General features: G+C 60.4%; 14 protein-coding genes. 4 read left to right on the top strand and 10 right to left on the bottom strand.

What is annotated here, in order from left to right; all coding sequences use genetic code 11:
• The first annotated feature begins 5 nt into the window (after nt 1-5).
• Nucleotides 6-518, top strand: coding sequence for a class I SAM-dependent methyltransferase (locus BMY55_RS08200; protein WP_091429814.1), 513 nt, complete (start codon nt 6-8; stop codon nt 516-518).
• 5 nt (nt 519-523) lie between these two features.
• On the opposite strand, the gene cobT is transcribed toward BMY55_RS08200, so the two are convergent.
• Nucleotides 524-1543 carry a nicotinate-nucleotide--dimethylbenzimidazole phosphoribosyltransferase gene (gene cobT, locus BMY55_RS08195; RefSeq protein ID WP_091429812.1) on the bottom strand — a complete coding sequence of 340 codons (1020 nt, stop codon included), beginning with the start codon at nt 1541-1543 and terminating at the stop codon, nt 524-526.
• Between the two features lie 80 nt (nt 1544-1623).
• Between cobT and cobS the strand changes: the two genes are divergently transcribed.
• A complete protein-coding gene (gene cobS, locus BMY55_RS08190; protein ID WP_091429811.1) occupies nt 1624-2412 on the top strand; it encodes an adenosylcobinamide-GDP ribazoletransferase in 789 nt (262 codons plus the stop codon).
• A 60-nt stretch (nt 2413-2472) separates the two neighbouring features.
• Here the strand turns inward: cobS and BMY55_RS08185 are convergent, their stop codons facing one another.
• The 5 genes from BMY55_RS08185 to BMY55_RS08165 form a co-directional block, all read right to left on the bottom strand.
• Complete coding sequence (locus tag BMY55_RS08185) at nt 2473-2985, bottom strand: CarD family transcriptional regulator (RefSeq protein ID WP_091429809.1); 513 nt, start codon at nt 2983-2985, stop codon at nt 2473-2475.
• 298 nt (nt 2986-3283) lie between these two features.
• Entirely contained in the window at nt 3284-3619 is a 336-nt protein-coding gene (gene fdxA, locus BMY55_RS08180) for a ferredoxin FdxA (protein ID WP_091429805.1), read from the bottom strand.
• Nucleotides 3620-3668: 49 nt separating this feature from the next.
• Nucleotides 3669-4043 (bottom strand): RNA-binding S4 domain-containing protein, encoded by a 375-nt coding sequence (locus BMY55_RS08175; RefSeq protein WP_091432197.1) that lies wholly within the window; start codon nt 4041-4043, stop codon nt 3669-3671.
• Between the two features lie 75 nt (nt 4044-4118).
• Entirely contained in the window at nt 4119-7043 is a 2925-nt protein-coding gene (locus tag BMY55_RS08170; protein ID WP_091429803.1) for a helicase-related protein, read from the bottom strand.
• Between the two features lie 52 nt (nt 7044-7095).
• Entirely contained in the window at nt 7096-7698 is a 603-nt protein-coding gene (locus BMY55_RS08165) for a tetratricopeptide repeat protein (protein ID WP_091429802.1), read from the bottom strand.
• 183 nt (nt 7699-7881) lie between these two features.
• Here BMY55_RS08165 and BMY55_RS08160 point away from each other — a divergent pair, with 183 nt between their 5' ends.
• Both BMY55_RS08160 and BMY55_RS08155 read left to right on the top strand, forming a co-directional pair.
• Complete coding sequence (locus BMY55_RS08160) at nt 7882-8172, top strand: SCP2 sterol-binding domain-containing protein (RefSeq protein ID WP_091429801.1); 291 nt, start codon at nt 7882-7884, stop codon at nt 8170-8172.
• Between the two features lie 20 nt (nt 8173-8192).
• A complete protein-coding gene (locus tag BMY55_RS08155; protein WP_091429799.1) occupies nt 8193-9152 on the top strand; it encodes an alpha/beta fold hydrolase in 960 nt (319 codons plus the stop codon).
• A 32-nt stretch (nt 9153-9184) separates the two neighbouring features.
• On the opposite strand, the gene pgi is transcribed toward BMY55_RS08155, so the two are convergent.
• The 4 genes from pgi to speB form a co-directional block, all read right to left on the bottom strand.
• The gene (pgi, locus tag BMY55_RS08150; RefSeq protein ID WP_091429797.1) at nt 9185-10816 is read right to left on the bottom strand and encodes a glucose-6-phosphate isomerase; all 1632 of its coding nucleotides are present in this window, start codon (nt 10814-10816) and stop codon (nt 9185-9187) included.
• 28 nt (nt 10817-10844) lie between these two features.
• The gene (gene pgl / locus BMY55_RS08145; protein WP_091429795.1) at nt 10845-11519 is read right to left on the bottom strand and encodes a 6-phosphogluconolactonase; all 675 of its coding nucleotides are present in this window, start codon (nt 11517-11519) and stop codon (nt 10845-10847) included.
• Complete coding sequence (zwf, locus tag BMY55_RS08140; protein ID WP_091429793.1) at nt 11516-12970, bottom strand: glucose-6-phosphate dehydrogenase; 1455 nt, start codon at nt 12968-12970, stop codon at nt 11516-11518. The genes pgl and zwf overlap by 4 nt, the downstream gene beginning before the upstream one ends.
• 117 nt (nt 12971-13087) lie before the next feature.
• A complete protein-coding gene (gene speB, locus BMY55_RS08135) occupies nt 13088-14038 on the bottom strand; it encodes an agmatinase (protein WP_091432195.1) in 951 nt (316 codons plus the stop codon).
• Nucleotides 14039-14058: the final 20 nt, after the last annotated feature.

The raw sequence follows: 14058 nt of genomic DNA, 5'->3' as shown, positions 1-14058 counted from the left end.
GGTCCATGGCTTATGATTACGACAAACTCTACAGCAAGACGCCTGACGCGCTTGGCCGACCCACCGAGACCTTCACCCGATTCTTTGACCGGCTTGACGGTCGCCCCATTCGCGTTCTGGACGTTGGTTGCGGACAGGGTCGCGATGCGCTGTTCATCGCGCGACAAGGGCATGTCGTCGTTGGTGTTGATCTCTCGCCCCATGGTATCCGCGATCTTGAAGCGGCGGCGCAGCGGGAAGATCTACCCGTCGAAGGCGTGGTTGCTGACATCACGTCCTACCAGCCAGACGGGGTCTTTGACGTAATCCTGATCGACCGGACACTTCATATGCTGACGCGATCCGCTCGACACGACGTCCTTGCCCGGCTGCTGGATCACGTGGCGGATCAAGGATGGCTGCTGATCGCTGATGAGCCGTCGAACATCACGGGTTTTGAACGCACAATAGACGCACACGATACCGCTTGGGCGGTGGAGGTCCGCCAATCGGGTTATTTGTTCATGCGGCGAAACTGATCGCGTTATCCGTTTGCCACGCCCGCCTCGGCAAAGGTTGCCATTCCGGAATGGCACGCCACGGCCCCTTGCAGGATGCCGATGGCCAGGGCCGCTCCCGACCCCTCGCCCAGACGCATGCCCAGCGACAGAAGCGGCTCTTTCCCCAGTGCGGACAGAACGCGCCCATGTGCCGCTTCGGCAGAGTTGTGACCCGCCACGGCATGATCGAGAGCGGTGTCCGACATCTGGTGCAAACAGGCCGCAGCCGCCGAACAGATGAAGCCATCGATGATCACCGGGATGCGGTCAACACGCGCGCGCGCGATGGCACCGGCCATGGCTGCCAACTCGCGCCCGCCAAGACAACGCAGCGCTTCGGCCCCGTTGCCCCTGGCTTTGGGGTTCTGCGCCAAACCGTCAGCCACCACCCGCGTCTTCAACGCCACACCCGCGTCATCCACCCCGGTGCCGCGCCCGACCCAATCACCCGGCTCACCGCCAAACAATGCGTGGGCGATCGCGGCGGCAGAGGTTGTGTTGCCGATCCCCATCTCGCCTGTGACCAGCAAGTCGGTACTCGCATCGACCGCGTTCCAGCCCGTCAGCAAAGCCTCGACCAATTCCTCCTCGCTCATCGCCGGGCCTTGGGTGAAATCTGCCGTGGGCCGATCCAGCGACAACGCATACACATCCATCTTGGCCCCAAATGTCTTGGACAATTGATTAATCGCAGCGCCGCCATGCTGGAAGTTCAGAACCATCTGTTCGGTCACTTCCGCAGGAAAAGCCGAGACGCCTTGTGCGGTCACGCCGTGATTACCTGCAAAAACAATAACCTGAGGCGCTTTGATCGCAGGCCGCCCGGTGCCGCGCCAGCTGCCATACCAGATCGCCAGGTCTTCCAGCCGCCCCAGCGCACCGGGGGGTTTGGTCAGCTGACCGTTGCGCTCCTCTGCCGCCGCGCGGGCCGCCGTGTCGGGACCACACGCCCCAGCAAGCAGGGTTTTGAACGCGGCAAGGGTGGCGAAGGGCGTGATGGTCATGGCGTGGTTCCCGATTGATTCCCGATGCCTCTCTCTTTACCCATGGCCGTGGACCGCAACCAGACCGCAAAAGACCAATTATGACCAAAGACGACACCCGCCCCACTGACGACGATGCACTGGCAACGCTGGCGGACATCCCTGCGGCGGTCGGACTTCTGACGCGTTTGCCGATCCGGTTGGACACTGATGCGGCTGTCAAACGCGGCGCGCGGTCGGCCTGGGCATGGCCCCTTGTCGGGATGATCCCCGCGGGGCTGGGCGCGCTGGTCGGGTTTGCCGCCCTTGGGTTTGACCTGCCAGCCCTTTGGGCAGCCTTGGCCGCGCTTGTGACCCAGGTGATGATCACCGGCGCGATGCACGAAGATGGGCTGGCCGATACTGCCGATGGGCTGTGGGGTGGCGTAACCCAGGCGCGGCGGTTGGAGATCATGAAAGACAGCCGCATCGGCGCCTTTGGCGTGATCGCTTTGGTGCTGTCGCTCGGACTGCGCGCCGCGTCATTGGCGGTGATCCTGCCCACTGATGGCGCATTCTGGGCGCTGCTGGTGGTTGGAGTGGTAAGCCGCGCACCCATGGTGGCACTGATGTTTACCCTGCCAAATGCCCGCGATTCCGGCCTGTCACAATCCGTGGGGCGGGTGCCACAGAACACCTTGCTGCTTGGTGCTGGATGTGCCCTTCTGGCTGCTTTGGTCTTTACCCCTTACGCCCTGATCGCCCTGTTCTTCTGGGTCGGGCTGGGCATAGTAATCCTTGCCATCATTGCCCGGCAGAAGATCGGCGGCCAGACCGGAGACATTCTGGGGGCCAGCCAACAGGTTGCTGAAATCTCGGCGCTGGCGGTGTTCGCAGCGCTGTTGAGCTGATCGCAAACGAAAACCGCCGCCTGACACATGCAGACGGCGGTTCATTTTCAAGAAGTGAAATCACGCAGCCGCAGCGCGCGATTGCAGCACGTCACCGATCTTCTTCTGCGCGGCCAATTCATCGCCACCGCCAACCGCTGAAACTTCGCGAGTCAGGCGTTCAAGTGCAGCCTCGTAAAGCTGGCGCTCGGAATAACTTTGTTCGCGCTGATCATCGGTGCGGTGCAGGTCGCGCACGACCTCGGCAATTGCAAGCAGGTCGCCCGAGTTAATCTTTTGCTCATATTCCTGGGCACGGCGCGACCACATCGCACGTTTGACGCGGGCCTTGCCTTTCAGGGTTTTCATGGCATCCGACACTTCGTCCGGGCTGGCAAGATTACGCATCCCGACTTCGGTGGCCTTATGGGTCGGAACCCGCAAGGTCATCTTGTCCTTTTCGAACGAGATGACGAAAAGTTCCAGTGAGATCCCAGCGACTTCCTGCTCTTCAATCGAGACGATCTGACCAACCCCATGGGCCGGATAGACGACATATTCGTTCGGGCGGAAATCCAGCTTTTTCTTGCTCATACGACGCATCCTTCGCGCAATTGTTGTGTTTTCTGCTGGGTGGGCATATTCTTGACCGGTCGACAAAAAACCGCAGGGCATCTGAATACCCGTCGGTTGGCTTTCATTTTTCGGTACGTTTCACCGTCATCCGGCGTTGCTTGCCCCAACAAATTCACGGTCATCATACCACAAAAAACGGCACCGCGAAAGCGCCGCGGTGCGGCAGGCGATATTTTCACTTCTATCTCAGCATGTTACCTTACTGACCGACGGTCAAATACGGTCAAAATCGGCGTTGTTTTGCGCAGATTTCGAATCACTGTTCCGCCGGGGCTTCCGAGAAGTATTTTTGCAGCTTGCCTTCTTCTCCGTCCCGCTCTTCCGCGTTGGGCAGAGGCTCCTTGCGCTCGATAATCACGGGCCATAGTTCGGAATATTTGCGGTTGAACTCGACCCAGCTTTCTGTGCCTGGTTCGGTATCGGCGCGGATGGCGTCGGCGGGGCATTCCGGTTCACACACGCCACAGTCGATGCATTCATCTGGGTGGATCACCAGCATATTCTCGCCTTCATAGAAACAATCTACAGGGCAGACTTCCACACAATCCGTATATTTGCAGGCGATACAATTGTCTAAGACGACATAGGTCATGATGACACCTCACTTTGGCATACAGCACCCAATATGGCAGGCGACGCGATCATTCAAGGTATCGCTTGCGCGAAAGATCCAAGCTGCGACGATCTTTCTTGGTCGGACGCCCTTTGCGGTCAGACTGGAGTATGGGCTTGGACGGATCAGGGACAGTGTTCTTGCCCATGTCTGGCGGATCGAGGTCAACATAGAGCGTTTGCGCCTCGGCTGCCGGGCCACGCCGCGTTGACAGGGCAAGGATTCGGATCACCCGAACCTGTCGACCTTGCGGAAAGGTCAGCACATCACCGGCCCCAACGTTGAATGACGGCTTCGAAATCTTGTCGCTGTTGACGCGTAAATGCCCCGCAGAAATCACCTTGGTGGCCAGACTGCGCGTTTTGAAGAACCGGGCGTGCCACAGCCATTTATCGGCACGCATCTTTGAACCATGTGCACCGGGGGGCGGGGTGGTTCCCCTGCCCCCGGATGCGGTGATGTCGTCGCTTCCCGTCAATCAGTTCTTTTCCTTCAGCGCCAGCAAGGCGGCGAAGGGATTGTCCGGGTCGATGGCTTTTTCTTTTCGTGGCCCGGACTGATAGCTTTTCGGCTTGGTGTCGCGTGGACCTTTGCGTGGACCGCCCCGGCCCGGCTTGCCGCCGGTTTTACCACCGGGCTTGCCACCTTGTTTGCCACGCGGTCGATCACCTTGCGCACGGTCCCCGCGCGGTTTCCCACCACGGGCGCGACCAAAGCCGCCCCATGTGAAGGTATAGAACACTTCGGTTTCGGGGGCTTCGGGGGCTTCGGATGCCTCTGGGGCTTCTGGGGCTTCTGCACTTTCGGCAGAGGTTTCGGTCGGCACTTCGGCGGGCACCTCGCCCGGCGTTTCGCTTGGCATCTCGACAGGCAGTTCAGCCGGTGCCTCTGACGGGGTCTCATCCGGCGTCTGAGCAGGCACTTCGGTCGGTGTCTCGGTTGGTGCTTCCGTGGGCGTCTCGGTCGGGTCGCCATCGGCGGATTTATTTTCGGCGTCTGCTGCGGGCGCTTTGACCTTCACACGCTCGGCCTTCGCGGCCTTATAACCAAGCCCCTGCATCAAATCCGCGAACTGCTCCAGCGTCATGCCGGTGATCGACAGCATGTCGGCCTTGGCTTCGAACCCGCCGCGGCTGTCTTCGGCACGCAGCTGATCGGCCAGACGTTCCAGCATGTCGATGCGGATCGCGCGCGCTCCGGCGGGGCGATAACCTGCCAGCATATAGGCGGATTGATCCACTCCCTCGACCACCGGGATCGTGACAAGGCCGGGCGGCGGCGATTCAGGAAACTCTGACAAGTCTTTGAACAGGCTGTCCAAAACCAGACGCAACCGGGTCGGCGCAGGCTTCAGAAGCAGCGGCATGAAGATGGTGAACTGACCGAAGCGCACACCGTGTTTGCGCAAGGCAGACCGGGCATCCTGATCCAGATCCTTCACTTCCTGTGCCACCTGATCGCGCGGGATAATCCCCAGCGCCTCGATCATGCGGAAGCCGAAGCCACGCGCCAGGCCGGTCAGCGTCTCGTCCTTCTCGATGGTGGTCAGCGGCTCGAACAGCGCCTGCACCTTGCGATCGATGAAATGCTGCAACCGACGCGCGACCTTTTCGGCCACATCACTGCCGGCCTCTTCATCGACGAATGCCTGCACACGCGGTTTCAGAAGTTCATCACCCTTGACCAGCTTGCCAACGGCCAGCTCGCCCCACATCAGCCCACCTTGCTCGGTGAAATCCAGCTCGGTATCCGGCGCGTTATAGAACCGGTCCGCGCGCAGGTGAAATTCTGGCGCAAGCGCCTTCAGGCTCGCCGCCCGCAGGGTTTTTGCCTCTTCCGGGCTCTGGGACGAGTCCTGGCTGAACTGAAACCCGTCCAACCGGCCAACGAATTGTCCCTCGACCGTCACTTCACCTTTGTCATTCACGTCAGCCACGAGGCTCTCCTTCTGTTTCAACCGCCGCAGCAATACCGATGTGCGGCGATCTACAAATCTTTTGGTCAGGGCGCTGTGTAACGCATCCGACAGGCGATCTTCTACAGCACGAGTCTCTCCGCGCCAATGGGCAACATCGTCCAGCCAGTCGCGGCGCTGTGCCACATATGTCCATGTGCGAATATACGCCAACCGCTTGGAAAGGGTATCTATATCGCCCTCGGCCCGGTCGATCCGCTTCACTTGCCGGGCAAACCAGTCTTCGCGCACGCGCCCATGCTCGTGAATGTCACTGAACAGGCTGGTGATCAGGCTGGCATGCTCTGCATGACTGATACCACGAAAATCAGGCAAACGGCATATGTCCCACAGAAGCCCGACAGAGCGCCCGTCGGTGGCGCGGGCGACGACCTCGGCGTCCTCGGACAGCATCTTCAGGGCCACCACGTCATCGGCATCGCGCGCGCGTGTCAGCCAGTTGTTGGTGGTGGGCAGTTCGAGTGAGCGGATAAGCGCCTGCAGATTGCCAAACGTCAAGTCGGCATTCCGCCAACACAATTTTCGGATCGGTGTGAAGGAATGCGAGGTGATCGCCTCGGCCACCTCGTCCGACAACGGTGCGGCCTCACCCGTCACACCGAACGAGCCATGTTTCATATACCGCCCGGCCCGGCCAGCGATCTGTGCCAGTTCATTGGGCGCAAGCTGTCGCATCCGGTTCCCGTCAAACTTAGACAGGGCCGAGAAGGCGACATGGTCGATATCAAGGTTCAGCCCCATGCCGATGGCATCCGTGGCGATCAGATACTCGACCTCGCCATTCTGGTACATCTCGACCTGAGCGTTGCGGGTGCGCGGGGACAGCGCGCCCATCACCACCGCCGCACCCCCTTTCTGGCGCCGCATCAGTTCGGCGATTGCATAGAGGTTATCAACGGAAAATCCGACAATCGCAGATCGCCCCGGCATCCGGCTGAGTTTCTTGGATCCAGCATGGACAAGCTCGGAAAATCGTTCGCGATAAAGAAACTGCACCTCGGGCACCAATCCCGCAATCGCGCTGCGCATGGTGTCGGACCCCAGGAACAGCGTTTCCTGAGTGCCGCGCATATGCAGCAGACGGTCGGTGAACACATGGCCGCGCTCGGGGTCGGCGCAAAGCTGGATTTCGTCAATGGCGACAAAATCGGCGCCCAGACCCAGTGGCATCGCCTCGACCGTCGCAACCCAATATTGCGCGCGTTCGGGCACGATCCGCTCTTCGCCCGTGACCAGCGCGACCGCATTGGGGCCACGCAAACCGACCAGCTTGTCATAGACCTCGCGCGCCAAAAGGCGCAGCGGCAGACCGATGACACCGCTGCGATAGCCCAGCATCCGGTCCAGAGCATAATGGGTTTTGCCTGTGTTGGTCGGACCCAGCACGGCGGTGATCCGCGGGCCACCCCGCGCGCTGTCCGAGACCATGTTCTGCCCTTCCGTCCGTGTCGGTGGGCGCAATTGCCCGCGCCCGTTCCGTTCAGATATCCCGCCCTTCGGCAGATTCAAGCCGTTGGACGGCCTCTTTTACGCGTGGATTTCGGGGATGTATAGCAAGCGACAGGCGATAGGCCTCAAGCGCGCCGCGATTGTCGCCCAACTCCTCGAGAATAATCCCCAGCCCGGACAAGGCAGCGAAATGGCGCGGCTCCAACGTCAGGACTCGCGCGATGTCATCCAGCGACAAACCCAGCCGCCCGGACAGATAAAAGGCCGTGGCGCGTGCGTTCCAGCCTTCGGCAAAATCAGGGGCATGGTCGGTCAGCGCGGTCAGATGCTCGATCGCGACTTCGAAATCGCCTGCATCCATCGCCTTGCGACCCCGGTCCAGAAGCAGGTCGAACGCGTCTGACCCGGACCGCGACCAAAGCTCCCAGATCTCATCCTCAAGCGCTTTCCAATTGCTGTCATCAGCCTGGGCCAATTGGACGAAAAGCTGGTCAAGCTTGTCCGTCATGGGCACGGGGGCGGTGGTGGTTGCGGGCGCGCTTGATGACGGCTCGGAGGTCTGGGCTGCGCCGGAGATGGGCAGACCAGTCATCAGCGCAAGAATCGACGCGGCAAAGATACTTGTGCGAACCATGTCGAAACTTTATCAGAAGCGAGGCGTCACAACAGACACATTCCCGTGCAACCGGCGGATTATCGCAGCAATGCGACCTTCCCGCGCGTCACTTCCGCGAAAAGCGATTTACGCCTGCGTCAGCACTGCGTTAGCATTCCTGCGATATTGACGCCTGGATGGGCAGAAAACGGAGGATAGCACGTGAGTGACGTGATCAATGCGGCAGTGGCCGCCCTGAATGAAAAAATGGAAGGCGGCTTTGACGGCGGCACGGCGAAATTTGTGCTGAACGGAGCCGGGTCCATCATGGTCGATGGCAATGGCGCACGGGTGGGCGACGAAGAGGCTGACGTCACTCTGACCGCCGATTCCGATGTGTTTCAGGACATGCTGTCAGGCGAGATGAACCCAACCACGGCCTTCATGAGCGGCAAGCTGTCGGTGGATGGTGACATGGGGTTGGCAATGCAGCTTGGCGCTGCTCTGGGCTAAGGCCATACGAAGGACACGGCATGTCAGACGCACCCCTGTTCGACGACATCGCGAAAGGTCCGCCCGGTGGGCGCGCCTTTTGGCGCATGGCGTCGGACGGTGTGCGGGTGCGCCTGGCCCATTGGCCGCGGCCGGACGGATCGCCCAGGCGCGGCACCGTTTTGTTGTTTCCCGGCCGCACGGAGTATATCGAGAAATACGGGCTGATCGCCGCCGAACTGGCCGAGCGTGGATTTGACACGCTGACCATCGACTGGCGCGGACAAGGTCTGGCCGACCGGCCGGACAACGAACGTGCGCTGGGTCATGTCGACCATTTCGACGAATACCAGCTCGATCTGGCCCAGATGATGGCCTTGGCAACCGAGCTTGATCTGCCCCGCCCCTTTACAATGCTCGCCCATTCAATGGGAGGCTGTATCGGATTGCGTGCGCTGCACAACGGGCTGGAGGTTGCCGGAGCGTGTTTCAGCGCACCAATGTGGGGCATCATCTTGTCCAAACCCGTCCGCCCACTGGCCTGGGGCTTTTCCTGGGCTTTGCACCGGTCGCCATGGAAGCTGGCCTTATCACCCGGAACCGCGCGCCAGACCTATGTGCTGGCGGAACCGTTTGATGACAACATGCTGACGACAAATGCCCAGATGTGGGACATGATGCGCGATCAGGCGAAAGCCCACCCTGAATTGACGCTTGGCGGCCCGACGGCGGGCTGGCTTTTTGCCGCGCTGACCGAGATGAGAGAGCTTGCCAGCATGGCAGCCCCAAATGTGCCCGCCGTGACATGGTTGGGCACGAATGAGCGCATCGTCGAACCCGCGCCCATCCACGCGCTGATGGCCCGCTGGCCGAACGGGCGGCTTGAAATCCTGCAAGGGTTTCAGCACGAAGTGATTATGGAAGCGCCAGAAGTGCGCAGTCGGGTTTACACCTCGATCGAAGACCTGGCCCAAGGGCGCAAGACCACATCGGCCGCCTGACCCCGACGCCAATCTGTTGGCGATCAGTCGAGCTAAGTTACAGTTCGGCTCTTCTTCATCGCTTGCAGATGCGCCACCAAAGCGCGGGTTGATCCGTCAAGCCCGGCCCCATCCGCAGCACCAGATACCACCGGTTCCAACGCCACGGCCAGTTCCTTGCCAAGCTCGACACCCCATTGGTCAAACGAGTTGATGCCAAGGATCACGCCTTCCACAAACACGCGGTGCTCATAAAGCGCGATGATCTGGCCCAGCACTTCGGGTGTCAGTTTGGGATAGAGCAAGGTGGTCGACGGACGATTGCCCGGAAACACGCGGTGCGCGGCCTGGCGTTCAAGTTCTTCGCCTTCGAAATCCTGTGCCTGCATCATCTGGCGCGCCACCTCGAGCGACCGGCCCTGCATCAAGGCTTGTGATTGCGCCAGACAATTGGCCATCAACAATCTGTGCTGATGGTCAAGTTCTGGTTCGTGCCCCGACGCGCCGACCATGAATTCACACGGAATGATATCTGTTCCCTGATGGATCAACTGATAAAACGCGTGCTGCCCATTGGTGCCGGGTTCGCCCCAGACCACCGGGCCGGACACCTCGTCCAACAGGCTGCCATCCAAGGCGACGCGCTTGCCGTTGCTCTCCATCTCCAACTGCTGAAGATAGGCCGGAAGGCGGGCCAAACGCTGCTCATAGGGCAAGACCGCGCGGGTCGGATAGCCACAGATCTGGCGGTGCCAGATCCCCACAAGCGCCAACATCAGGGGCATGTTGTCCCGACCTTGGGCATGACAGAAATGTTCGTCCATCGACCGGGCGCCTTCAAGCATCTGGTCAAACCGATCCGGGCCGATGGCGATCATCAGGGACAGGCCAATCGGACCCCACATCGAATAGCGCCCACCAACCCAGTCCTCGAACCCGAAGACGCGTTCATCCGCGATGCCCCATTCGGCCGTTTTTTTCAGATTTGATGACAGGGCCGCGAAATGAAGCCCCACAGACCCCAGCCCCACTTCGCGCGCCAGCCAATCGCGGGCCGTGGCGGCGTTGGTCATGGTTTCAATGGTGGTGAAGGTCTTGGACGCCACGATCACCAGTGTTTCCGCCGGATTCAGTCCCGCCAGCACGTCCGCAATCTGTGCCCCATCGACGTTCGAGACGAAATGCACGCGCGGTCCATCATGATACGGAGACAGGGCAAGCGTCGCCATCGCGGGGCCAAGGTCAGACCCGCCGATCCCTATGTTCACTACATCACGGAACCGCCCACCGCCCGGTGCACGGATCTGGCCTGACCGCAGTCGCGAGGCAAAGTCGCGCATTCGGGCCAATGTTTCATGCACCTGGGGGATGACGTCAGTGCCGTCCACCTCGATCCGCGTGTCGCCACCGGCGCGCAGGGCCACGTGCAGCACCGCGCGATCCTCGGTCAGGTTGATCTTCTTGCCCGCGAACATATCCGCGCGGCGTGCGGCCACCTGCGCGTCGTCCGCCAGCGCGAGCAGAAGGTCGACACCGTCGTCATCAAGGGCGACTTTGGACCAGTCAAACACCAGCCCCAACGCCTGTGTCGAGAACGAACCGGCGCGGGTGTCGTCGGCAAACAGGTCTGATATTCGGCTTGCATCATTTGCCGCGCAATAGGCTTTCAACTCGCTGAAACTCATGATCTTCCTCAAATATCTCCGGCCTGCGTCACGCGGCCCAATGAACTGTCATATCCGTCAAAACCGCCTTGACCGGAGCGTCGAACGCGTCAGCGGCATCAATTGCGGATGCAAGTGCGGCGCGTTTACCTTCCCCCATTATCAGCAGATGTTTCGACATGGCGCCATTCAAAACCGGCGCGGTCAACGTAACACGCGGTTCATCCGCCCCCGGCGCACGCATCGGCAGCAGAGCCGGGGCCTTCGGGGACAGCCCATCCGACAAGCGGTCCGCCCCCGGAAACAGGCTGGCCGTGTGCATATCCTCGCCCATGCCCAGCAACACCACCGAGAGCGGCAGCGCGCCCCGAATGCCTTCAGACAATGTGTCCAGACAATCCTCGGGCGCCGATGTTCCGCCATAAAGCGGGATCAGACGGGCGGCGGCGGCTTTGTCAGTCAACAGTCTTTTCTTCAACAATGCGGTGTTCGAACGCGGGTTGTCTTCGGGCACCCAACGTTCGTCGGTCAGCATCACGTCCACCCGCGCCCAGTCCAGATCGACAGCGGACAAAGCGTCAAAGACCGGGCCTGGCGTTGTGCCACCGGGCACCGCCAGCGCGGCACGGTCTTCGCGATCCAGTGCCATCGCCAGTTCTGACGCGATCTTGTCGGCCAAGTCCAGCATCATCATGTCGCGATCGGCATATTCGACCAGTTTCATTCGCGGATCTCCCTCCATCGGCGACCGTCTTTGTGCAAGAGCATAAGCGCCTCTTCCGGCCCAGTCGAGAACGGGTCGTAAAGTTTGGGCTTGTCGCCACGATCCTGCCACCCGGCAATAATCGGATCGGTCCAGGCCCAGGCCGCTTCGACCTCGTCGCCGCGCATGAACAGGGTTTGGTTGCCCCGGATCACGTCCATGATCAGCCGTTCATAGGCATCGGGGGCGTCGGCCGCTTCTTCCCCCAAGGCGTCGGCAAAGGTCATGTCCAGCGGCACGTCGATCAGGCGCATCCCACCCAGACCCGGTTCCTTGATCGTGACCTTCAGATCCATGCCTTCATTCGGTTGCAGACGGATGGACAATTCGTTGGCGGATTGGCCGGTATCCTCGTCAAAAATGGAGTGAGGCGGCTCCTTGAAACGCACCACAATCTCGGACATCCGTCCACGCATCCGCTTGCCGGTGCGCAGATAGAACGGCGTGCCATTCCAGCGCCAGTTCGAAATTTGCAGCTTCATTGCCACAAAGCTTTCGGTGGTGCTGGCACCGGTTTCCGCATCCTCAAGATAGGACGCCACATCATCATTGCCACGATACTGACCGCGCACGATGTCGTCGGTGGCCACCGGATCAAGCGCGCGGATGATCTTGAGCTTTTCATCGCGCACCGCGTTGGGTTCGAATTTCGAGGGTGGCTCCATCGCGGTCAGACACAAAAGCTGCATCAGGTGGTTCTGCACCATATCCCGCATCGCGCCGGATTTGTCGTAATAGCTGCCCCGCCCTTCGACGCCAACAGTTTCCGCGACGGTGATCTGGATGTGATCCACGTATTGCGCGTTCCACAATGGTTCGAACAGCATATTACCAAACCGCAGCGCCATCAGATTTTGCACCGTCTCTTTACCCAGATAGTGGTCGATCCGGTAAATCTGATACTCATCGAAATGCTTGGCCAGCGAGGCGTTCAGCGCCCGCGCACTCGCTTCGTCATGTCCGAACGGCTTTTCGACCACGATGCGCGCAGTTGGACCAGCGATCCCATGCGTGTGCAACCGTTCGGCAATGGGTCCAAACAGGCTTGGCCCGACCGAGAAATAAAAGGCTTGAACAATATCCTGCCGCACCACGTCTTTCAGATCCGTCCACCCCTGCTTTCCTGTCGCATCCAGTTGAACGAACCTCAGACGCTCAAGAAAGCTCTTCAGGACTTTCGGATTGCATTTCTTTTTTGACACAAACTCGCGCACAGCGGATTCGACGAAAGTGCGATAACCATCCGTATCCATATCTCCACGCGCAGCCCCAATAATCCGCGCATCGTCGGGCATCTGGCCGTCCAGATGGCGCCGATACAAGCCGGGCAAAATCTTCCGGCGGGCAAGGTCGCCGGTGCCCCCAAAAATCACAAGATCGAACGGATCGACGGGAATGACGCGCGAGACCATGGGCTACTCCAAATTCTGTTAGCGCTAACGGGTTTTGACATGGCTTCTACCTGTCCCGCGATGCAAAGTCTAGCATTCATCATCCCTATCTCAAGCTAAAGTGGGGCCAATGCGGAATTAGGCGGTCATCATGCACAGAAGCTCGAACATGATCGACGCCCCCAGATAGGCCGTCGCGCCCGAGGCATCAAATGGTGGCGATACTTCGACCAGATCCGCGCCGACAATATTCACGCCTTTCAGGTGGCGCACCACGTCGATCGCCTGAAACGAGTTCGGACCGCCAATTTCTGGGGTGCCGGTGCCAGGCGCAAAGGCCGGGTCAACAAAGTCGATGTCATAGCTGACATAGGTGTCGCCTGATCCTGTAATTTCGCGTGCCTCGGCCATCACGTCGGCCACACCGCGCTGATGGAAATCCTCGATCGGTATGACGCGGATCCCGACGCTTTCGGCAAAATCCCGGTCTTCGTTGTCATAGGCGGTGCCGCGAATGCCGATCATCACCACGCGCAAGGGGTCCAACAGCCCCTCCTCTACCGCGCGGCGGAAAGGGGTGCCGTGGGTATACATCGTGCCGCCGAAATAGGAGTGATAAAGATCCGTATGGCTGTCGAAATGAACCATACCCAAGGCAGCATCCTTGGCCAGCGCCCGCAAAATCGGCAAGGTGCACAGATGATCGCCACCTGCGGTCAGCGGCCTGATACCTGCCGCCTTCACCCGCGCATAGAATCGCTCCATCCGCTGCAAACTGTCCATCAGGTCGGCTGGGTTCGGGGCCACATCGCCAAGATCGGCGCAGTTCGCGGCCTCGAACGGCCGCACACCGGTCGCGCCGTTCTGCGCGCGGATCATGGTGGACATGTCGCGCACCTGGCGCGGGCCATGGCGTGGCCCCGGACGGTTCGTGGTGCCCCCGTCCCACGGTGCGCCGATCAAGCCGATCTGGACATCGGAAAATCGGGGGTGATCGAATTCCACATGAGGAAGGCGCATGAAGGTCGGAACCCCCGCAAAGCGCGGCAGGTCGAAACCGGAAATGGGGGTGAAGAACGGATCAGACATGGCGAAGCTTCCTTTTTGTT

The sequence above is a fragment of the Aliiroseovarius sediminilitoris genome (assembly GCF_900109955.1).
In the GTDB taxonomy this organism is placed as follows: domain Bacteria; phylum Pseudomonadota; class Alphaproteobacteria; order Rhodobacterales; family Rhodobacteraceae; genus Aliiroseovarius; species Aliiroseovarius sediminilitoris.
The sequence above is the reverse complement of the archived record's forward strand: the minus strand, read 5'-3'. Positions and strand labels throughout refer to the sequence as shown.

What these genes read in the sequence shown, in the direction of transcription:
- BMY55_RS08200 (WP_091429814.1), top strand. Translation starts at nt 6, where the DNA reads ATGGCTTATGATTACGACAAACTCTACAGCAAGACGCCTGACGCGCTT.
- cobT (WP_091429812.1), bottom strand. Translation starts at nt 1,543, where the DNA reads ATGACCATCACGCCCTTCGCCACCCTTGCCGCGTTCAAAACCCTGCTT.
- cobS (WP_091429811.1), top strand. Translation starts at nt 1,624, where the DNA reads ATGACCAAAGACGACACCCGCCCCACTGACGACGATGCACTGGCAACG.
- BMY55_RS08185 (WP_091429809.1), bottom strand. Translation starts at nt 2,985, where the DNA reads ATGAGCAAGAAAAAGCTGGATTTCCGCCCGAACGAATATGTCGTCTAT.
- fdxA (WP_091429805.1), bottom strand. Translation starts at nt 3,619, where the DNA reads ATGACCTATGTCGTCTTAGACAATTGTATCGCCTGCAAATATACGGAT.
- BMY55_RS08175 (WP_091432197.1), bottom strand. Translation starts at nt 4,043, where the DNA reads ATGCGTGCCGATAAATGGCTGTGGCACGCCCGGTTCTTCAAAACGCGC.
- BMY55_RS08170 (WP_091429803.1), bottom strand. Translation starts at nt 7,043, where the DNA reads ATGGTCTCGGACAGCGCGCGGGGTGGCCCGCGGATCACCGCCGTGCTG.
- BMY55_RS08165 (WP_091429802.1), bottom strand. Translation starts at nt 7,698, where the DNA reads ATGGTTCGCACAAGTATCTTTGCCGCGTCGATTCTTGCGCTGATGACT.
- BMY55_RS08155 (WP_091429799.1), top strand. Translation starts at nt 8,193, where the DNA reads ATGTCAGACGCACCCCTGTTCGACGACATCGCGAAAGGTCCGCCCGGT.
- pgi (WP_091429797.1), bottom strand. Translation starts at nt 10,816, where the DNA reads ATGAGTTTCAGCGAGTTGAAAGCCTATTGCGCGGCAAATGATGCAAGC.
- pgl (WP_091429795.1), bottom strand. Translation starts at nt 11,519, where the DNA reads ATGAAACTGGTCGAATATGCCGATCGCGACATGATGATGCTGGACTTG.
- zwf (WP_091429793.1), bottom strand. Translation starts at nt 12,970, where the DNA reads ATGGTCTCGCGCGTCATTCCCGTCGATCCGTTCGATCTTGTGATTTTT.
- speB (WP_091432195.1), bottom strand. Translation starts at nt 14,038, where the DNA reads ATGTCTGATCCGTTCTTCACCCCCATTTCCGGTTTCGACCTGCCGCGC.